This window comes from Brevundimonas sp., assembly GCF_044239655.1.
GTDB lineage: Bacteria > Pseudomonadota > Alphaproteobacteria > Caulobacterales > Caulobacteraceae > Brevundimonas.
This window is the reverse complement of sequence record NZ_JBIIAY010000061.1, coordinates 1-18,065: the sequence shown is the minus strand read 5'-3', so window position 1 is coordinate 18,065 and position 18,065 is coordinate 1. Positions and strand designations below refer to the sequence as shown.

At 68.5% G+C, this 18,065-nt stretch carries 18 protein-coding genes; 12 read left to right on the top strand and 6 right to left on the bottom strand.

The window, feature by feature from the left end; genetic code table 11:
- The 4 genes from ACILQR_RS09730 to ACILQR_RS09715 all read left to right on the top strand — a co-directional run.
- Positions 1-920: M16 family metallopeptidase (locus ACILQR_RS09730; protein ID WP_395651237.1), on the top strand; the 920-nt coding region annotated here is incomplete at its 5' end.
- 45 nt (positions 921-965) lie between these two features.
- Positions 966-1,559, top strand: coding sequence for a GNAT family N-acetyltransferase (locus ACILQR_RS09725; RefSeq protein WP_395651236.1), 594 nt, complete (start codon positions 966-968; stop codon positions 1,557-1,559).
- Positions 1,560-1,587: 28 nt separating this feature from the next.
- On the top strand, positions 1,588-3,261 hold the full coding sequence (locus tag ACILQR_RS09720) for a putative bifunctional diguanylate cyclase/phosphodiesterase (RefSeq protein WP_395651235.1): 1,674 nt from the start codon (positions 1,588-1,590) through the stop codon (positions 3,259-3,261).
- A gap of 109 nt (positions 3,262-3,370) precedes the next feature.
- Complete coding sequence (locus ACILQR_RS09715; RefSeq protein WP_395651234.1) at positions 3,371-4,315, top strand: alpha/beta fold hydrolase; 945 nt, start codon at positions 3,371-3,373, stop codon at positions 4,313-4,315.
- Between the two features lie 6 nt (positions 4,316-4,321).
- On the opposite strand, the gene ACILQR_RS09710 is transcribed toward ACILQR_RS09715, so the two are convergent.
- Positions 4,322-4,627: a hypothetical protein gene (locus tag ACILQR_RS09710; protein WP_395651233.1), complete on the bottom strand. Its 306-nt coding sequence runs from the start codon at positions 4,625-4,627 to the stop codon at positions 4,322-4,324.
- Between the two features lie 171 nt (positions 4,628-4,798).
- On the opposite strand from ACILQR_RS09710, the gene ACILQR_RS09705 reads away from it, so the two are divergent.
- Positions 4,799-5,047, top strand: a complete 249-nt coding sequence (locus tag ACILQR_RS09705; RefSeq protein WP_395651232.1) for a hypothetical protein — start codon at positions 4,799-4,801, stop codon at positions 5,045-5,047.
- A 140-nt stretch (positions 5,048-5,187) separates the two neighbouring features.
- Positions 5,188-7,263 carry a transglycosylase domain-containing protein gene (locus ACILQR_RS09700; RefSeq protein ID WP_395651231.1) on the top strand — a complete coding sequence of 692 codons (2,076 nt, stop codon included), beginning with the start codon at positions 5,188-5,190 and terminating at the stop codon, positions 7,261-7,263.
- A gap of 18 nt (positions 7,264-7,281) precedes the next feature.
- On the opposite strand, the gene ACILQR_RS09695 is transcribed toward ACILQR_RS09700, so the two are convergent.
- Positions 7,282-8,544, bottom strand: coding sequence for a YihY/virulence factor BrkB family protein (locus ACILQR_RS09695; RefSeq protein ID WP_395651230.1), 1,263 nt, complete (start codon positions 8,542-8,544; stop codon positions 7,282-7,284).
- A 62-nt stretch (positions 8,545-8,606) separates the two neighbouring features.
- On the opposite strand from ACILQR_RS09695, the gene ACILQR_RS09690 reads away from it, so the two are divergent.
- The 4 genes from ACILQR_RS09690 to ACILQR_RS09675 all read left to right on the top strand — a co-directional run bounded on the left by ACILQR_RS09690 (position 8,607) and on the right by ACILQR_RS09675 (position 12,159).
- Positions 8,607-9,401, top strand: coding sequence for an MOSC domain-containing protein (locus ACILQR_RS09690; protein WP_395651229.1), 795 nt, complete (start codon positions 8,607-8,609; stop codon positions 9,399-9,401).
- Positions 9,398-10,282 (top strand): peptide chain release factor N(5)-glutamine methyltransferase, encoded by an 885-nt coding sequence (gene prmC / locus ACILQR_RS09685; protein WP_395651228.1) that lies wholly within the window; start codon positions 9,398-9,400, stop codon positions 10,280-10,282. The genes ACILQR_RS09690 and prmC overlap by 4 nt, the downstream gene beginning before the upstream one ends.
- Positions 10,283-10,712: 430 nt before the next feature.
- Positions 10,713-11,774: a DUF4167 domain-containing protein gene (locus ACILQR_RS09680; RefSeq protein ID WP_395651227.1), complete on the top strand. Its 1,062-nt coding sequence runs from the start codon at positions 10,713-10,715 to the stop codon at positions 11,772-11,774.
- A 25-nt stretch (positions 11,775-11,799) separates the two neighbouring features.
- Complete coding sequence (locus ACILQR_RS09675) at positions 11,800-12,159, top strand: hypothetical protein (RefSeq protein ID WP_395651226.1); 360 nt, start codon at positions 11,800-11,802, stop codon at positions 12,157-12,159.
- A 1-nt stretch (position 12,160) separates the two neighbouring features.
- Here ACILQR_RS09675 and ACILQR_RS09670 read toward each other — a convergent pair whose 3' ends face one another.
- On the bottom strand, positions 12,161-12,514 hold the full coding sequence (locus ACILQR_RS09670) for an endonuclease domain-containing protein (RefSeq protein WP_395651225.1): 354 nt from the start codon (positions 12,512-12,514) through the stop codon (positions 12,161-12,163).
- Positions 12,515-13,094: 580 nt separating this feature from the next.
- On the opposite strand from ACILQR_RS09670, the gene ACILQR_RS09665 reads away from it, so the two are divergent.
- Positions 13,095-13,523 carry a hypothetical protein gene (locus ACILQR_RS09665; protein ID WP_395651224.1) on the top strand — a complete coding sequence of 143 codons (429 nt, stop codon included), beginning with the start codon at positions 13,095-13,097 and terminating at the stop codon, positions 13,521-13,523.
- Positions 13,524-13,696: 173 nt separating this feature from the next.
- Here ACILQR_RS09665 and clpB read toward each other — a convergent pair whose 3' ends face one another.
- Positions 13,697-16,285, bottom strand: a complete 2,589-nt coding sequence (gene clpB / locus ACILQR_RS09660) for an ATP-dependent chaperone ClpB (RefSeq protein ID WP_395651223.1) — start codon at positions 16,283-16,285, stop codon at positions 13,697-13,699.
- Between the two features lie 157 nt (positions 16,286-16,442).
- Here clpB and ACILQR_RS09655 point away from each other — a divergent pair, with 157 nt between their 5' ends.
- Positions 16,443-17,090 carry a LysE family translocator gene (locus tag ACILQR_RS09655; RefSeq protein WP_395651222.1) on the top strand — a complete coding sequence of 216 codons (648 nt, stop codon included), beginning with the start codon at positions 16,443-16,445 and terminating at the stop codon, positions 17,088-17,090.
- A 6-nt stretch (positions 17,091-17,096) separates the two neighbouring features.
- Here ACILQR_RS09655 and ACILQR_RS09650 read toward each other — a convergent pair whose 3' ends face one another.
- Together ACILQR_RS09650 and ACILQR_RS09645 are read right to left on the bottom strand one after the other, a co-directional pair.
- Positions 17,097-17,777 (bottom strand): glutathione S-transferase family protein, encoded by a 681-nt coding sequence (locus tag ACILQR_RS09650; RefSeq protein WP_395651221.1) that lies wholly within the window; start codon positions 17,775-17,777, stop codon positions 17,097-17,099.
- Positions 17,778-17,827: 50 nt separating this feature from the next.
- Positions 17,828-18,065, bottom strand: a 238-nt coding sequence (locus tag ACILQR_RS09645) for a cation transporter dimerization domain-containing protein (protein WP_395651220.1), incomplete at its 5' end; no start/stop codon positions are given.

The window sequence follows — 18,065 nt, the reverse complement described above, 5'->3', positions numbered from 1 at the left end:
AGATCGAGCGCGAGAAGGACGTGGTGGCCCAGGAGATCGCCGAGGCCTTCGACACGCCCGATGACCAGGTGTTCGAGATGGCCCAGACCAAGGCCTTCGCCGGCCAGTCGATGGGGCGGCCGATCCTGGGGTCGATCGCCAGCCTGAAACCGGTGACGCGCGAGACGATCGGCGACTGGCGCGCGCGACTGTATTCGCCCGATCGTATGGTGGTGTCGGTATCCGGCGCGGTGGACGAGGCGGAGCTGCTGGCCCTGGCGCAGCGCTGGTTCGGCGATGCGGTGGCGCGGGCGGCGGATGCGCCCGAGCTGGCGAACTTCGTGGGTGGGGCGGCGACGCTGAGCCGCAAGATCGAACAGGCCAATCTGGTGTTCCAGCTGCCGGCCCTGTCGGCGACCGATCCGGACCTGCCGGCCATGCGGCTGTTCACCGAGATCCTGGGCGGGGGGATGGCGTCGCGGCTGTTCCAGAGCGCGCGCGAGGAACGGGGCCTGGCCTATGCCATCGACGCCTATCACGAAACGTATGAGGATACGGGGGTGCTGGGCATCTATGCCGGGGCGGCGGCGGACCGGGCGGTCGAACTGGCCCAGGTCTGCGCCGACGAGATCCGGTCGCTGGCGACCGATGGGCCGATCGTCGCCGAGCTGTCGCGGGCCAAGGCGGTGCAGACGGCGGGGCTGTGGATGTCGGACGAGAGCCCGGCCAGCCGGGCAGGGCGCAATGCGGCCCAGACGCTGATCTATGGGGCGCCGGTGTCGTCGGACGCCAGTGTGGCGAAGATCACGGCGGTGACGGCGGACGATCTGAAGCGGGTCGGGATGCGGGTGCTGGCCTCGGGCAAGGCGGCGACGGCGGTGCTGGGGCCGAAGGGGGCGAACGGGGCAGGGGCGGCGTTCGTGAAGGGGCTGGCGGGATAGTTTCCCTCTCCCAGAGGGAGAGGGAGTGGATTAAGCTTCCTTCCCATGGCCCTGCTCGACTGGATGACGGACGCTGCCGGTCCCCATGTGCGGGGGCATGGGGTGATGCTGCGGCCGCCGCGTGCGGGCGACTATCAGGCCTGGGCGGATCTGCGCGAGGCGTCGCGGGACTATCTGCAGCCGTGGGAGCCGGCCTGGCCCGAAGATGACCTGACGCGGGCGGCCTATCGGCGGCGGCTGACGGTCTATGGGCGCGAGCTGGAGCTGGGCAACGCCTGGCCCTTCTTCATCTTCGATACGGCCGGGCGGGTGTTGCTGGGGGCGGTGACCCTGTCGAACGTGCGGCGTGGCGTCGCCGAGACCGGGACCCTGGGCTACTGGATCGGCCAGCCCTATGCGGGGGCGGGTCATGCGACGGCGGCGGTCCGGGCCGTGGCGCGCTATGCGTTTGCCGACCTGAGGCTGCACCGGCTGGAGGCGTCCTGCCTGCCGATCAATACGGCGTCGCGGCGGGTGCTGGAGAAGTCCGGGTTCCGCAAGGAGGGCGAGGCGCGGGCTTATCTGAAAATTAACGGGCGATGGGCAGATCATCTTCTGTTCGGCCTCTTGTCAGAAGACGCCGAACGGGCCGACGCTTAAGGCCACTCGCAAAGGATACCGCCCCGTCGTGAACGCCACGCGCTCCAGAACCCTGGCCTGGGACGCGACGACGGCGATCGAGGCCCTGGCCGCCGCCGATTCAGCGCTGTGGATCTGGACGCCCGCGCTGGACGAGATGCGGTTTACCGGCTCGACCCGGCCGCTCGGTCTGGGCCCCCTGGCCCCCGAGTGTTCGGCCGCCGCCTTCGTCGCCGTCACCCTGCCGCAGGACCGGTCGCTGGCCGAGGGCCTGCTGACGCCGCGCGAGGAGGGGACCGAGATCGCCGTGCGCCTGCGGATGCGCGGGTCCGAGACCTGTCTGTGGCGCGGGGTCTGGCTGGAGGACGGGCTGCGGGCCGCCGGGCTGGTGGCGCTGGAGACCAAGTTCGCGGGCGCGCAGAAGGATCAGCTGACCGGTCTGCTGGACCGGCGGGGCTTCCTGGCGCGGGCCGCCGACGTCCTGGCCGTGCCGGGCGAATACGAGCTGGTGGTCGCCGATGTCGATCGGTTGCGGCGGCTGAATGAGGCCCTGGGTCACGAGCGGACCGATCTGGTACTGTCGGCCCTGGGGTCGCGGCTGGCGGCGGCGTTCTCGGATCAGGCGTCTCCGGCGCGGATCGGCGAGGACGAGTTCGCGATCCTGCTGCCGCGCCCCGCCACGGGCAATGCGGCCGAACGGGTGCGCGAGGCGCTGGAACAGCCGTTGCGGGTGGCAGGCTTCGACATCTATCCGACTGTTTCGATCGGCTTCGTGTCCTGCGAGGGCGGGGCCGATGCGGCGGACGCGGCCGAACTGCTGCGCCGGGTCGAACTGGCCGTGGGCCAGGCCAAGGGCGCGGGCCGGTCGGGGGCGGCGGCCTATGGCCGGGCGTTGGAAAGTGACAGCCTGTCTCGGCTGGCGCTGGAGGCGGATCTCAGGAACGCCTTCGTGCGCGGCGAGATCGAGCCCTTCTTCCAGCCGATCGTGAACCTGAATACCGGGGCAGTGGCCGGGTTCGAGGCCTTGGCGCGGTGGCGGCATCCCAAGCGCGGCCTGGTGCCGCCCGACGAATTCCTGGGCCTGACCGAGGAAATGGGCCTGATGAACGATCTGGGCCTGATGATGATGACCCAGTCGGCGCGCCAGTTGTCGGACTGGCTGCGGCGGCATCCGCGCGCGGGCAAGCTGTTCTGCTCGGTCAATCTGTCGGTCGGCGAGATCGAGCGGCCGAACCTGATCGAGGACGTCGCCCGGGTCATCAAGGAGACCGGCCTGCCGCGCGGTGCCCTGAAGCTCGAGGTCACCGAGGGCGACATCATGCGCGACACCGAAAAGGCCGCGGTGATCCTGCAAAAGCTCAAGGACGTCGGGGCGTCGCTGGCGCTGGACGATTTCGGCACGGGGTTCTCGTCGCTGTCCTATCTGGCGCGGCTGCCGTTCGATACGCTGAAGATCGACCGCTATTTCGTGCTGACCATGGACAAGGACGAAGGCTCGGCCAAGATCGTCAAGTCGGTGGTCAACCTGGGCCGCGACCTGAACCTGGAAGTCGTCGCCGAAGGGGTCGAGAATGCCACCCTGGCCAAGCTGTTGCTCGACGCCAGTTGCCACTACGGCCAGGGTTTCGGCTATGCTCCTGCGCTCCCGGCCCAGGAGGCCGAGGTCTATCTGAACGAAAGCCTGTCGGACGGCACCGCGCCGCTGAAGCAGCGATCGGCGTAGATCCCGGTGAAATTGCGCGCCGTCCCTATTCCGCCTGCATCCAATCGCACCTAGCGTGACGACTAGGAGGAAACGGCGCGATCGACGCCGATCCGAAGGGACAATGACCATGAATACCCAACTGCTCACCGGCCTGATCGCCGCCGTCGGCCTGCTGGCCAACTTCGCCGTGGGGACCAGTGTCGCGGCCCAGGACGGGCATGCGGCCCATGCAGACCATGGCCATCATCATGCCGACTTCGCGTCGGACCGGATGCACGTCCGCGTCGACGGGGCCGAGGGTGGCAAGGACATCATCCTGATCCCCGGCCTGTCGTCGTCGCCCGAGGTCTGGGACGGGACGGTCGAGCATCTGGGGAACGGATGGCGGGTTCACCGCATCCACATCCAGGGCTTTGCCGGCGCTCCGGCCGAGGCCAATGCGACCGGGCCGGTCGCCGCGCCCGTGGCCGAAGAGATCGCGCGCTACATCACCGAACAGGGGCTGGATAAGCCCGCCGTCGTCGGCCATTCGATGGGCGGGACGATCGGGATGATGCTGGCCGCGCGCCATCCGGGCCTGGTGGGCAAGCTGATGGTCGTGGACATGGTGCCCTTCATGGGGGCGATGTTCGGACCGCCTGGAGCGACCGCGCAGAGCGTCGCGCCGATCGCCGAGCAGGTCTATCAGGGCATGGCGACCGCCGCCCCGGCCGATTACCAGGCCCGCGCCGCCGCCTCGATCACCGGCATGATCAACACCGAGTCCAAGCGTTCCGGCCCGCTGCAAGACGGCGCGACCAGCGATCAGCAGGTTTCGTCCTCGGCCTTCCGCGAGCTGATCCTGACCGACCTGCGGCCCGAACTGTCCAGGATCACGGCACCGACCGAGGTGGTCTATGTGAAGTTCAACGATGCCCGCATGACGCCCGAGATCACCGACGCCATCTATCAGGCCTCGTTCGCGAGCCTGCCCGGTGTGACGCTGAAGCGGATCGACGACGCGGCCCACTTCATCTTCCTGGACCAGCCGGACCGGTTCAACGCCGAGCTGGACGCCTTCCTGGCTCGCTGACCCGGATCAGGCCGGTTCGCTGAGGGTGTCGGCGACGCGGTTGAGGAAGCTCTGGCGCTTGGCCAGGACGTCGGCTTCCTCGACCAGACGGCCCCGGTTCGGGGTCGACGGGCGGCGGGCCTCGTCGCGCAGGCGGGTGACCAGGGCCTCCAGATGACCAGCACCCTTGCGCGCGTCCATCACGGCGGCGTGGGTGCGGGCCTCGGCGATGCGGCGGGGCAGCATGTCGGCGTCGTCGGGGCGGAGTTCGGCGCGGACGGCCAGGCGGGCGAAATCGTTGGCGTACAGCCGGACGTAGCTCTCTTCTATCATGGGGTCGTTTTCGGTCAGGCGACCAAACCGGAGCGGATCGACCGCCGCGAACGGGCGGTTCGCTCTCGGCGGCCGGGGCTACATATGGTGACGATTGTGCCGATTGCGAGCGGCGGCGGCAAATGGGCGGTTCGGCCTTGACCCCGACACCGGATACGCCTCCAAGCCCGCATGGCCATCGAAACCGTGCATATCGTCCAGGCCTATGTTCAGGGTCGCGGCAAGGGCCTGAAGGCCGAGCAGCAGATGGGCTGCAAGACGGCGGAAGAGGCGCGGCGCAAGGCCGAACGGCTGGCCCCCTTGCGGCTCGGCGTCGTGGCCTTCTCGGCCTCTGCGGACACCGAGATGGGCGACTATGACGAGAACCCCGTCATCCTGTTCAAGTCCGGTCAGCTGCCGCCGCCGTGGAACGAGGACTGACCGATCCGTAACATCCGCGCCATGGTTTGGGCCGAAAGGGTCATCACGCTGGCGTGAGGTCTTCACGCGGCGTTCACCACAATGGGCGTTTTGGTGAGGCGCGCGAACGGCTATGACAGCCGGGGCTTTTGAGGATGTCGATGGCCGGTCCGGGGTACGGAAACAGGAATGCGAACGGTGCCCCCAAGGCACCGCGCACCCGGCTGCAGCAGGTCGTCTACTGGGGCTCGGTGCTGGCCGTCTGGGGGGTGATCTTCCTGGTGGTGTTCTTCGCCGTGTTCGCGCGGGGACTGCCCGACACCTCCAGCCTTTACAATGTCGATCGCCAGCCCTCGATCACCTATCTGGACAGGAATGGTGCCCTGATCGCGACACGGGGGACGCAGCAGGCGCCGCCGGCCGATCTGGAGAGCCTGCCCGACTATGTGCCGGCCGCCTTCATCGCCATCGAGGACCGTCGGTTCTGGTGGCATCCGGGCTTTGATCCCATCGGCATGAGCCGGGCCATGGTGGCGAACATGCGGGCCGGGCGCATCGTCCAGGGCGGTTCGACCCTGACCCAGCAGCTGGCCAAGAACCTGTTCCTGACCCCCGACCAGAACATGCGCCGCAAGGTGCAGGAGCTGATGCTGGCCGTCTGGCTGGAGATGAAATTCTCCAAGAAGGAAATCCTGGCCCTGTATCTGAACCGGGTCTATTTCGGCGCGGGGGCCTACGGGATCGAGGCGGCGTCGCAGCGGTATTTCGACAAGCCGGCCAAGAACCTGACGGTCGGCGAGGCGGCGCTGCTGGCGGGGCTGCTCAAGGCGCCGTCGCGCTATTCGCCGGTGTCCGAGAGCGAACGCGCCGCGACGCGGGCGACCGTGGTGCTGAACCAGATGCAGGAAACCGGCGTCATCACCGCCGCCCAGCGCGAGCAGGCAGTGCTGGAACCGGTGCGGGTGTCGCGGACGCTGGCCACCCAGCACGCCCAGTATTTCATCGACTGGCTGGACAAGGAAATCCGCGGTCTGGTCGGTGAGCCGACCGAGGACATGGTCGTCGAGACGACGCTCGACCTGACCATCCAGACGGCGGCCGAGCGGGCCGTGAACCGCATCCTGGAGCGCGATGCGTCCAAGGGCGTGCAGCAGGCCGCGCTGGTGGCGCTGGACGGCGACGGGCGGGTGCGGGCCATGATCGGCGGCAAGTCCTATGCCGACAGCCAGTTCAACCGGGCGGTCGATGCGCGGCGTCAGGCCGGGTCATCGTGGAAGCCCTTCGTCTATCTGGCGGCCGTCGAGGCCGGCTATACGCCCCAGACGCCGGTGGTGGACGAGCCGATCCAGATCGGCACCTGGTCGCCCCGCAACTATTCCGGAAACTTCGGCGGGCCGACGACCCTGGGTGCCGCGCTGCAGAACTCGACCAATACGGTGGCCGCCTATGTCGCCGACCAGATCGGGCGCGACGCCGTCAGCCGCGCGGCGCGCCGGCTGGGCATCACCTCGCGGATCGGGCTGGAGCCGGCCATGGCGCTGGGGACTACCGACGTGTCGCCGATCGAGATGGCCACCGCCTATGACGCCTTCGCCAACGGCGGACGGCGGGTCGAGGCCTACGGCATCAACCGCATACGGACGCCGTCGGGACGGGTGATCTACAACCGCTCGGCGCGCGAAGGCATTGGGGCCCAGGCGATCAACAATCCGGCGCTCTACTATATGAACCAGATGCTGCGCGGGGTGATCTCGGGCGGGACGGGGGCCTCGGCCGCTATTCCCGGGCGGGATCTGGCGGGCAAGACGGGCACCACCTCGGACTACAAGGACGCCTGGTTCGTCGGCTATACCGGCGGCTTCGTGGCGGCGGTCTGGGTCGGCAAGGACGACGCCACCCCGATGCGCGGCGTGACCGGCGGCGGGGCCCCGGCTGCGATCTGGAAGGGCTTCATGACCGCCGCCCTGCCGCGCCTGAATGCGCCCGCCATCCCCAACGGACCGGCCATGCCCGAGGGCTGGATCGCGCCCGATCCGGTTGGCGACCTGATGGGCAATATCGAGGACCCCTATGCGACCGGCGAGGCCGCCGACCCGAACGCCGGGGTGTTCGACGACCCGACCGCACCGCAGCCGAGGCTGGAGGTCACACCGCCGTCGCGCCGCATCGACCCGCCGGACCAGCGGCCGGAGCCGGACGCCCCGCCCGAGAAGCGCAGCGACCCGCTGTTCTTCTGACCTGCGCCGCCCCTGAGGTCAGGTCGTGGTCTTGCCGCCTGACGCCTTGACCTTGCGCTTGGTCAGGCGATCCGCGACGGCCTCGGTGTGCTTCAGGGTGAAGGCCAGGGCCGCCGGGTTGCCGCGACGGGCCCCGACGCTGTCGGCCACCAGGGCCCCGCGTTCGCCGAGGGGTTTGGGTGCGCCGGTGGTGGTGTCGATCGCCGTCTGATGCTCGATCTCGGCATTGACCTCGGCCCCCATGAGGATGATCTGCACCGTGATCCAGATCCACAGCAGAAAGCCCATGAAGGCCGCCAGAGGCCCGTAGGAGGTGGTCTTCACGAAGGTCACCAGGAACCAGCTGAACAGGGCCGATACGGACAGGGACAGCAGGGCGGCGAACAGCGCTCCCGGCGTCAGCCAGCGCCACCGGGCCCGGCTGCGGCACGGTCCGAACCGATAGATCACGGTCAGGGCGGCGACATAGATCAGGAACAGGATCGGCCAGCGCAGCCAGGCGAGGTGCTCGAACTCATCGGCCAGCCCGAACACGGCCAGGACTACCGGCACCCCGACGACCAGGGCCGCCGTCAGCAGGACCGCGGCCAGCCCCGACAGGGTGAAGCCCATGCAGATCAGGTTGTAGCGCACGATGTTGCGCTTCTCGATCTCGTGGTAGGCGACGTTCAGGCCGTAAAACAGGGTCTTGATCCCGTTGTTCGCCGTCCAGAGCGACAGCGCCAGGGTCCAGATCAGGGTGAAGGTCAGCTGGCTCGACGAGTTCTCGGCCAGGCGCTGCATCTCTCCGCCCAGGAACTGGGCCACGTTCGAGGGCAGGACCGAATAGAGGAATTGCAGCCGGCTCCAGGCGTCGGCCGGGTCGGCGAACAGACCGTACAGGGTCACGAAGGCCGCCAGGGTCGGGAACAGGCTCAGCACCATGAAGAAGGTCACGCCCCCCGCCACGAACCCGACCCGATCCCCGAAATAGGCCCCCCCGACCCGCCAGCCGATGTCGACCCAGCCCTTGTGCGGGATGTGCTCCGGCCGCGCCGCCAGACGGCCCCGGCCCGGATCGCGCCGGTCGTGATCCTCGGGCGTCGGCGCGGGCGGTGTCAGGGCTTCGGGGCGTCGGGGTCTGAGCTCGATCCCGAACTTGTGCCCCTTGGCATACAGCAGATGCGCCGCCCCGGCCCCGGCGGCGAGCCCCGCGACGGTGGCACCGACGAACCGCCAGAGGGGCGCGGAACCGCCCTGCGAAGAGCGGCGGCCGAAGGGGTTGCGAAAGCGAGGGGTCATCGCTCGCTCAACGGCCAAGCTCGGCGGCCGTTCCAGCCGGAGATTGTGATAGGATCGGCCCCATGACCGCCCGCATCGCCGCCCATGTCGCCGCCCTGTATCGCCACCCTATCAAGGGGTTCACGCCCGAGCCGTTGGAAGCCGTGGTGCTGGAGGCCGGGGGCTGGTTTCCGGGCGACCGGATGTGGGCGGTGGAGAACGGGGTGTCGGGGTTCGATCCGGCGGTCCCTGCGCATCTGCCCAAGCAGAAATTCACCGTCCTGATGCGTCAGGCGATCCTGGCCCGGGTGCGGACGCGGTGGGACGAGGCGGCGAATGTGCTGCATGCCGGGATCGACGGCGAGACCCTGGCCGTGCGGATGGATGACGCCGGCGACCGGGCCGAGTTCTGTGAGCGGCTGGCGGCCTTTCTGGGCGAGGAGGCGAGGGGGCCGCTCAGGCTGATCGATGCGGGACCGCGCCACCGGTTCATGGATTCGATGCGGGGGCGGGTGTCGGTGCTCAATCTGGCCAGCGTTCGCGATCTGGAGCAGCGGCTGGGGCGGCCGGTGGACCCCTTGCGGTTCCGCGCCAATGTCTGGGTCGAGGGCTGGGCGCCCTGGGTCGAGAACGGTTGGGGGCGGCCGGATGCGGAGACGGCGGGGCCGGTGCTGGGCCTCGGCGCGGTGACCTTGCACGGCGACAAGCCGATCGTCCGCTGTGCCGCCACCGAGGTCGATCCGGCGACGGGGATGCGGGACATGGCGGTGGTGAAGAGCCTGCACGACCTCTACGGACATGTCCTGACCGGCCTCTACTGTTCGATCGAAACGGGCGGTCGCATCGCGGTCGGCGATCCGGTAATCAGCCCGGCATGAGCGAACAGATCACCCTCGTTTCCGCCTGGAAATCGGCGCAGGCCCGGTTGAAGGCCGGCCGTATCGACAGCCCCTCCATCGACGCCCGCCTGTTGCTGGAGGCCGCGACGGGGGCCAGCCGGATGGACATCCTGACCGATCCCTATCGCGTCGTGACGCCGGATCAGGCGGCAGTGATGGACGGCTATGTCGAGCGGCGGCTGAGGCGGGAGCCGGTGTCGCGCATCCTGGGCCGCAAGGGGTTCTGGAAGATCATGCTGAACGTCACCCCCGACGTGCTCAGCCCGCGCCCGGACACCGAGACCATCCTCGACATCGCCATGCTGGCGTTTGCGCCGCATGAGGCCTTCAGCATGATCGACCTGGGAACCGGATCGGGAGCCATCCTGCTGGCCGTTCTGGCGGAGCGCCCGGCGGCGACCGGGGTCGGCACCGACATCTCGTCCGAGGCCCTGGCGGTGGCGAAGGAGAACGCGGCCAATCTGGATCTCGACGGGCGGGCGGCGTTCCTGAGGACCGAATGGGCGGTGGGGTTCGGGGATCACAGCTTCGATTTCGTGGCGTCCAACCCGCCGTATATTCCGACCGATGACATCGCCGGTCTGGATCCCGAGGTGCGCGAGCACGATCCGATCCTGGCCCTGGACGGCGGGCCGGACGGGTTGCAGGCCTATCGCGACCTCGCCCCCGAGATCCGGCGGATCCTCAAGCCCGGCGGGACCTTCGCGGTCGAGATCGGCTTCGATCAGGGACCGCAGGTGAAGGCCCTGTTCGAGGCGGCGGGGTTCGAGGGCGTGATCGTGGTCAAGGATCTGGGCGATCGGCACCGGGTGGTGACGAACGGGCCGGACCCGAGGACGAATCCGATTCCGAAGGGATGATCCTCCACCGGAGCGAAGCGAACGGGGGAGGGGGACCGCGAAGCGGTGGAGGGGGCGGACGCGCACACCGTGTCTGGGGTCGCCCCCTCCACCACGACGCAAGCGCGTCGCGGTCCCCCTCCCCCGCTGCGCGGTGGAGGATAAAACAAAGCCCTTGGAAATCAGGCCGGGCCACGCTAAGTCTTGGCTCGTCTCCCACCCAAACCGCACGCCTCGAACCGACCGCCGGTTCCAGTCACGCGCGCCGAGGGCTGTGATGGTCGGGCCGGTCGCCCGGCGGACCACGGGGCGGCGACGGATTTCCGATCACATCGTCAGCGGGGATGGGCCCCGAACGAGACGGAACGACGAAACGAACGGACCAGGACGCAGACGCGATCCGGTCGTTCCCTCGAAAGCACGGTATCGTCTCATGAGAGATTTCAAGGGCATGAAGCGTCAACGCGGACGCAACAGGAAGCCCGGCGGCAATGGCCCGTCCAACGCCAACAACGCCAATCCGAACCGGTCCTGGGACTCGCAAGGGCCCGAGAACATCAAGGTCCGGGGCAATGCCCAGACGGTCTATGAGCGCTACCTCCAGCTGGGTCGCGATGCGACGGCGGGCGGCGACCGGGTTCTGGCCGAGAACTATCTGCAGCATGCCGAGCATTATTTCCGTGTCCTGAGGGCGCTTCAGCCGCAGCGGCCGGTGTCGGAGATCGCGGCGCGCGAACTGTCGAACCAGGGTTACGACATCGATTTCGAGGACGAGTCCGGGGCCCAGGCCGCCGCCTTCCTCGCCGCGCAACAGTCCGCCGACCGCGCCGCCCAAGGTGGGCAACAGGGCGGCTATCAGAACAACGACCGCACCGACGGCGAAGGCCAGCCGGCCCGGAACGAAGGCGGCCAGCAGCGCGAATGGCGTGACCGCGACCAGAACCGGGATCGCGATCAGAACCGCGACAGGGACCAGAACCGCGACCGCGATCAGCAACCGCGCGCCGAGGGCGAGGGCGGCGAAGAGGGCCAGACGGGGCAGGGCCCCCGTCGCGAAACCCGCCGCGAACGCTGGGAGCGCCGCCGCGAGGAACGCAACCGCCGCTTCGAGGCCGAAGGCGGCGTCGGCGAGGCCCCCGGCAACGCCCCCTATGACGACAGCCGCGAAGGCGGGCGCGACCGCGACCGCGACCGCGATGCTGGCGCGACCCCGACCGAAGCCCCCGCGCCGATCGCTGCCGAGTCTCCGGCCGAAGCCCTGGCCGGAACCCCCTATGAGCCCGCCGCCGACGATGCACGCCCGGCCCGCACCGAGCGCCCGCGCCGCGCGCGGATGCCGCGTGAGAATGACGGCGACGACGCGCCCTCGACCCTGCCCGGCTTCCTGACCCGTTCGTCGGCCCCGGCTGCTGCGCCGGTCGCAGCTGCCGAACCGGTTGTCGCCTCCGACGACGAGGCCCCGGCTCCGAAGAAGCGTGCACCCCGCAAGCCCAAGGTCGTCGCCGAGGACTGACGCCCCCCTGACGAAGGCCTGACCGATGAGCACGAAGGGTCACTATCTGGCGGTCTTCACCTCGGACAAGACCGGGCCCCGGTGGCGGGAATGGTACGGCCTGACCGAGGCCGAGACGACGGCGCGGCAGACGGCGGGCCTGGCCGCCATCGCCGCCTGGGACGAGGCCCACCGCGACGTCATCGTCTGGCAGGGCGGTCCGCTGGGACCGACGAAACGGATCACCGATGCGGGCGAGGTCACCGACGTCGTCAACTTGCTGACCGTCTATATTGTGGTACGCGCGGAGACGCACGAGGCGGCGGTGCGGCTGTTCGACGGCCACCCGCACATGTCGATCTTCGTCTGCGACGGGGTGGAGGTGATGCCGGTGCTGGGGGGATAGTTCAGGCGGCCGGAACGGCGACGGCGGCGCGGATCGCGGCGACGACCTCGTGGGATCGGTTTTCGATCTGGCTGTTGGGAAAGCGCAGAATGCGAAAGCCCTGCGCGGTCAGCCAGGCGTCGCGGGCGGCGTCCTCGATGCGGTCTTCGTGCTGCGGGCCGTCGGCCTCAACGATCAGCCGATGCCGGAAACAGACGAAGTCGACGATGTAGCGGCCGATGACCTTCTGGCGCTGGAACTTGAGACCCTCGAGGTGGCGGCCGCGCAGGACGGCCCACATCCGCTTTTCATAGAGGACGGGCGCTTTGCGCATGTCCCTGGCGCGCGATTGCAGCCATTCGTCGGTCGGTTCCATGAGAACAAATATGGAACATCATTCGCCGAATGTCGATATCCTTCCCTTTTCCCCTTGCGGGAGAAGGTGGCCCGCAGGGCCGGATGAGGGGTCACCCCGACGTCTGGACCTGCATCCCCCGCCGGATCCCCCACCGTCCTCTCCGGCACGACCCCTCATCCATCAGCCTTCGGCTGCCACCCGTCGTCGGATCGCGATGCGCTCCTCCTCCTCCACCCGCAAGAGGAGAAGGGTCACGGTTCAGGTTGGGATGGCCATGATGATGTCGTGTCGCGGGGCCGAACGTCTTCCCTTCTCCCCCTGCGGGAGAAGGTGGCCCGCAGGGCCGGATGAGGGGTCACCCTGAGGTCTGGACCTGCATCCGCCGCCGAATCCCCCACCGTCCTCTGCCGCACGACCCCTCATCCGTCAGCCTTCGGCTGCCACCTTCTCCCGCAAGGGGAGAAGGGAAGGGCGGCGATCCTGCTCGTGGACGATGTCCTCCGCCGGTGCCCGCGACAGGTTCGCGCTCCCGCGCGCCGCTGCGTCCCCGGTCTGCGCCGCGAAGACGCGGCTTGCCGGAGGATGACGAACGGGGGAAATGGCTGAGATCGAGGGGACAATGATGCCGACAGACACCAAAGAATCCGAGGTCGACGATAGCGATTTTCCAAAGGAGCGGGCGAAATTCTACGAACTGATTGGCCACTGCATCACCCTATATCAAGGGCTAGAGGACTATTTGCCTGAAGTTTTTGCAGCGGCGATTGGTGGCTCCACAGACCGAGCCCATGCGATCTTCGCCCCATATCGCGGTCTTGAGGCCAAACTTGAGGGGATTACGGCCGCCATATCTGACGGAGATCAGGGCTCATGTGATCGCTGGGAGCGATTACGGCCGTTGATCAGAGCCGCTTCTGAGGCGCGGGGTAAGATCGCTCACGCCTCGGTGCTGCATCAAGGTGGCGGCCACACCATCACTCTCGACCAGGAAACCAAAGTAGTCACCGTCCGTCGCACCACAAAGTGACGGATGGAACTGCGAAAAAGTCAAAAAGGCGCTGAACTGGTCTGGGATAACGACAAGCTCTTTGAAGAATACGGTCGGATTGAACGCGCTAAAAGGCTTTCCATTGGCTTGGTTCGGCGCCTCACCGGGCAACCGGTCCCTCCACATCTGGACGACGATCCACGCGCAAGCCCCTAATGCACCCGCGCCTTCCCGATCTCGAGCCCGTCGGCCCCCGCTGACACGGCGATCACGCTCCCGTCCGCCAGCTCTCCCGCCAGCAGCTTCTTCGCCATAGGGTCCACCAGATCCTTCTGGATCACGCGCTTGAGCGGGCGCGCGCCATAGGCGGGGTCGTAGCCCTTGTCGGCCAGCCAGGCGAGGGCGCTGTCGTCGATGGACAGGGTCAGGCGGCGGTCGGCCATCAGCTTTTCCAGACGGGCCAGCTGGATGCGGACGATGCCGGCCATCTGGTCGCGGCCGAGGCGGCGGAAGAGGATGATTTCGTCGATGCGGTTGAGGAACTCGGGGCGGAAGTGGGCGCGGACGGCGTCCATGACGTAGGGGCGGACAGCCTCGACATCGTCACCTTCGGCCTGGTTGGCCAGGGCGTCGGAGCCGAGGTTGGAGGTCATGATCAGCAGGGTGTTCTTGAAGTCGATCGTGCGACCCTGTCCGTCGGTCAGGCGGCCGTCGTCGAGGACTTGCAGAAGCACGTTGAAGACGTCGGGGTGGGCCTTTTCGACCTCGTCGAACAGGACGACCTGATAGGGGCGACGGCGCACGGCCTCGGTCAAGGCACCGCCCTCGTCATAGCCGACATAGCCGGGAGGGGCCCCGATGAGGCGGGAGACGCTGTGCTTCTCCATGTATTCGCTCATGTCGATGCGGGTGATGGCGCTGTCGTCATCGAACAGGAAGGCGGCGAGCGCCTTGGTCAGCTCGGTCTTGCCGACGCCGGTGGGGCCGAGGAACAGGAAGCTGCCCAGCGGACGGTTGGGATCGTTCAGGCCGGCGCGGGCGCGGCGAACGGCGTCGGCGACGGCTTCCAGCGCCTCGTCCTGACCGACGACGCGGCCGCGCAGGGCGTCCTCCATCGACAGCAGTTTCTCGCGCTCGCCCTCCAGCATCTTGTCGACCGGGATGCCGGTCCAGCGGGAGACGACGGCGGCGATCTGGGCTGCGTCGACGACCTCGGGGGTCAGGGGTCCGCCCTCCGGGGTTTCGTTGGCCTCGGCCTCGGCGAGCTGTTTTTCGATCTGCGGGATCTGGCCATAGGCGATCTCGGATGCGCGGCCGAGGTCGCCGTTGCGTTGGGCGAGCGCGAGATCGGCGCGCAGGCGGTCGAGGGTTTCGCGCAGCTGGGCCCCCTGCCCCACCTTGTCCTTTTCGGCCTTCCAGCGGGTGGTCAGGTCTTCGGACTCGACCTCGAGATCGCTGATCTCGTCCTCGAGCTTTTCGAGGCGTTGCCTGGAGGCCGCGTCAGTCTCCTTCTTCAGGGCCTCGCGTTCGATCTTGAGCTGGACCAGCCGGCGGTCGATTTCGTCCAGGCTCTCGGGCTTGGAATCGACGGCCATGCGGACGCGGCTGCCGGCCTCGTCGATCAGGTCGATGGCCTTGTCGGGCAGGAAGCGGTCGGTGATGTAGCGGTTCGACAGGGTGGCGGCGGCGACGATGGCGCTGTCGGAAATGCGGACGCCGTGGTGGACCTCGTACTTCTCCTTCAGGCCACGGAGGATCGAGACCGTGTCCTCGACGCTGGGTTCGTCGATGAAGACCGACTGGAAGCGCCGGGCGAGGGCCGGGTCCTTCTCGATGTATTTGCGGTACTCATCCAGGGTGGTCGCGCCGACGCAGTGGAGCTCGCCGCGCGCCAGGGCGGGTTTGAGCAGGTTGGACGCGTCCATGGCCCCGTCGCCCTTTCCGGCGCCGACCAGGGTGTGCATCTCGTCGATGAAGAGGATGATCTGGCCTTCGGCGGCGGTGACCTCGTTGAGCACGGCCTTGAGCCGTTCCTCGAACTCGCCCCGGTATTTGGCACCGGCGATAAGGGAGCCCATGTCCAGGCCCATGACGACCTTGTCCTTGAGGCTCTCGGGCACGTCGCCGTTGACGATGCGCAGGGCCAGGCCCTCGACGATGGCAGTCTTGCCGACGCCGGGCTCGCCGATCAGGACGGGGTTGTTCTTGGTGCGCCGTGCCAGGACCTGGATGGTGCGGCGGATCTCCTCGTCGCGGCCGATGACGGGGTCGATCTTCTGATCCCGCGCCGCCTGGGTCAGGTCGCGAGCATAGCGTTTCAGGGCGTCATAGGCGTCCTCGGCCCCCGCGCTGTCGGCCGTCTTGCCCTTGCGCACGTCGGCGATAGCTGCGTCGAGTTTCTCAGGCGTGGCCCCGACCGATTTGAGGATTTCCTTCGCCACCCCGCCTTCGCGGGCGATGGCCGAGAGGAGCCGTTCGGTGGTGACGAAGGCGTCGCCGGCGGTCTTGGACGCGGCTTCGGCGGCGGCGAAGACGCGGGCGGTGTCGCCGTCCAGATAGAGCTGGCCGTTGCCGCCACTGACCTGGGCGCGCTTTTGCAGGGCCGTCTCGGTCGAGGTCTCGGCCTTGGCGGGGTCGCCGCTGGCGGTGGTGATCAGGTTGCGGGCCAGGCCGTCGCGTTCCTCCAGCAACACCTTCAGCAGGTGTTCGGGGGCGAACTGCTGGTGACGGCGGGCCAGGGCGAGGCTTTGGGCCGACTGGACGGCCTGTTTGGCGCGGTCGGAATAGAGGTCGAGGTTCATTCTGGGTCGTTTCCCCTGACAAGGCGGATGACAGTCAGCGCCCTTGCAAGAAGCGACGCCTTGATCTGGGGCAAAGGTGGGTGTGGCGATGGGGCCACACAAGGGGTGGTGTCAGACGGTGCGGGGGTTAGGGTGGGCGCTTGTTCCGAAAGGTCCGATGCCCCATTCCGCCTGGCCGGTCGATCCCGGCGTCATCCTGCCGTTCCTGATCGCCGTCGCCCTGATCGAACTGACGCCGGGGCCCAATATGGGCTGGCTGGCCATGGTGTCGCTGACGCGCGGGCGGATGGCCGGGGCGGCGGCGGTGGGCGGGGTGACCCTGGGCCTGGCGGTGTGGATGCTGGCCTCTGCGTTCGGACTGACCCAGGTCCTGCTGACCTGGCCGTGGCTGTACCAGACGATCCGCTGGGCGGGGGTGGCCTTCCTGTTCTGGCTGGCGTGGGATGCGTGGAAATCTCCGGGGGCGGGCGATGCGGTGTCGGAGGATGCCCCGAGGCGCGACCTGGGGCAGGCGTTCGTCAGGGGGCTGGCGGGCAATCTGCTGAACCCCAAGGCGGCGGTCTTCTATGTGGCCCTGCTGCCGACCTTCATCCGGCCCGATCATGCGGGGGCGCTGGTCCAGGCCCTGACGCTGGGGACGCTGCATCTGTTGGTCGCCCTGATGGTCCACGGCCTGATCGTGCTGGGCGCGGCGGGGGCAGGTGCGCGTCTGCTGACCGACGCCAAGGGGCCTTGGCTGCGGGCCGGGTCGGCGCTGGGGATCGTCGCCGTGGCGCTGTGGATGGCGTGGGAGACGCGCGGCTAGGGGCCGCTAGAAGTCCAGGTCCGCGTAGTGGGCGGCGGCGGCCAGGCCCTGGAAGCGGTCGGTCAGCAGGGGACGGAAGCAGGGCCGCGACTTGATCTTCATGTACCAGAGCTTGAGCGCCGGCTGGGCCTTCCACGGCAGTTCACCGAAATAGTCGAGCACCGACAGATGGGCGGCGGCGACGAGGTCGGCCTGGGACAGGCGACGCCCCGCCAGCCAGTCCCGGGCGGCGGCGAGATCCTCCAGCATGGCCAAGTGTTCGCGCAGGGCCGCGCGGCCGTCGCGCAGCGCGCGGGCCTCGGGCGGGCCGAGGCGGAGCAAGGGCTTTTCCATCCGCTCGTGCAGCAGGACGGCGTTGACCTCGTCGGTGAAGCGGCGGTCGAACCAGGCGGTCAGGCGGCGCGCCTCCGCCCGTTCCGACGGGTCCGAGGCCAGCAGCAGCGGCGTCTTCTGCTGATCCTCGATCCAGCCCAGGATGGCGGCGGGCTCGCAGAGGGTCAGAGGGCGGCTGTCGGCGACCTGAAGCACCGGCGGCATGGCGGAGGGGTTGAGGTCGGCGAGCGGGCAGTCGGGCTCCCACGGGCGCACGACCGTCTCCTCGAACGCGATCTTGGCCTCGCCCAGCGCCAGGCGAACAGTGCGCGAGCCGGGGTCGAACGGGAAATGGAAGAGGACGCGGGCCGACATGGAGGGGTTCTGGACCTGCGTCCGTTAAATCGCCGTTTACTGCGTCCGGTTCAGCCCCAGGGACCGGAGGCGGGATAGGGCGGTTCGTGCGGCGTGCCCGAGGGGTCGGCGTGGATCAGGACGTCCGCGCCGGGCAGGGCCTGACGGATGCGGCTTTCGGCGTCGTCGATGATCTGATGGGCCTGGGTCAGGGTCAACGCGCCGTCCAGATCGACGTGCATCTGGACCATCACGGCCCCGCCCGAGGTGCGGGTGCGCAGGCGGTGCAGGCCCCGGATGCGGGGGTCC

Excerpts from the sequence above, each read along its gene's own strand:
- ACILQR_RS09680 (WP_395651227.1), top strand. The coding sequence starts at position 10,713 with ATGAAGCGTCAACGCGGACGCAACAGGAAGCCCGGCGGCAATGGCCCG.
- ACILQR_RS09695 (WP_395651230.1), bottom strand. The coding sequence starts at position 8,544 with ATGACCCCTCGCTTTCGCAACCCCTTCGGCCGCCGCTCTTCGCAGGGC.
- ACILQR_RS09650 (WP_395651221.1), bottom strand. The coding sequence starts at position 17,777 with ATGTCGGCCCGCGTCCTCTTCCATTTCCCGTTCGACCCCGGCTCGCGC.
- ACILQR_RS09665 (WP_395651224.1), top strand. The coding sequence starts at position 13,095 with ATGGCTGAGATCGAGGGGACAATGATGCCGACAGACACCAAAGAATCC.
- ACILQR_RS09725 (WP_395651236.1), top strand. The coding sequence starts at position 966 with ATGGCCCTGCTCGACTGGATGACGGACGCTGCCGGTCCCCATGTGCGG.
- prmC (WP_395651228.1), top strand. The coding sequence starts at position 9,398 with ATGAGCGAACAGATCACCCTCGTTTCCGCCTGGAAATCGGCGCAGGCC.
- ACILQR_RS09705 (WP_395651232.1), top strand. The coding sequence starts at position 4,799 with ATGGCCATCGAAACCGTGCATATCGTCCAGGCCTATGTTCAGGGTCGC.
- ACILQR_RS09710 (WP_395651233.1), bottom strand. The coding sequence starts at position 4,627 with ATGATAGAAGAGAGCTACGTCCGGCTGTACGCCAACGATTTCGCCCGC.
- ACILQR_RS09670 (WP_395651225.1), bottom strand. The coding sequence starts at position 12,514 with ATGGAACCGACCGACGAATGGCTGCAATCGCGCGCCAGGGACATGCGC.
- ACILQR_RS09715 (WP_395651234.1), top strand. The coding sequence starts at position 3,371 with ATGAATACCCAACTGCTCACCGGCCTGATCGCCGCCGTCGGCCTGCTG.
- ACILQR_RS09690 (WP_395651229.1), top strand. The coding sequence starts at position 8,607 with ATGACCGCCCGCATCGCCGCCCATGTCGCCGCCCTGTATCGCCACCCT.
- ACILQR_RS09655 (WP_395651222.1), top strand. The coding sequence starts at position 16,443 with ATGCCCCATTCCGCCTGGCCGGTCGATCCCGGCGTCATCCTGCCGTTC.
- clpB (WP_395651223.1), bottom strand. The coding sequence starts at position 16,285 with ATGAACCTCGACCTCTATTCCGACCGCGCCAAACAGGCCGTCCAGTCG.
- ACILQR_RS09675 (WP_395651226.1), top strand. The coding sequence starts at position 11,800 with ATGAGCACGAAGGGTCACTATCTGGCGGTCTTCACCTCGGACAAGACC.
- ACILQR_RS09700 (WP_395651231.1), top strand. The coding sequence starts at position 5,188 with ATGGCCGGTCCGGGGTACGGAAACAGGAATGCGAACGGTGCCCCCAAG.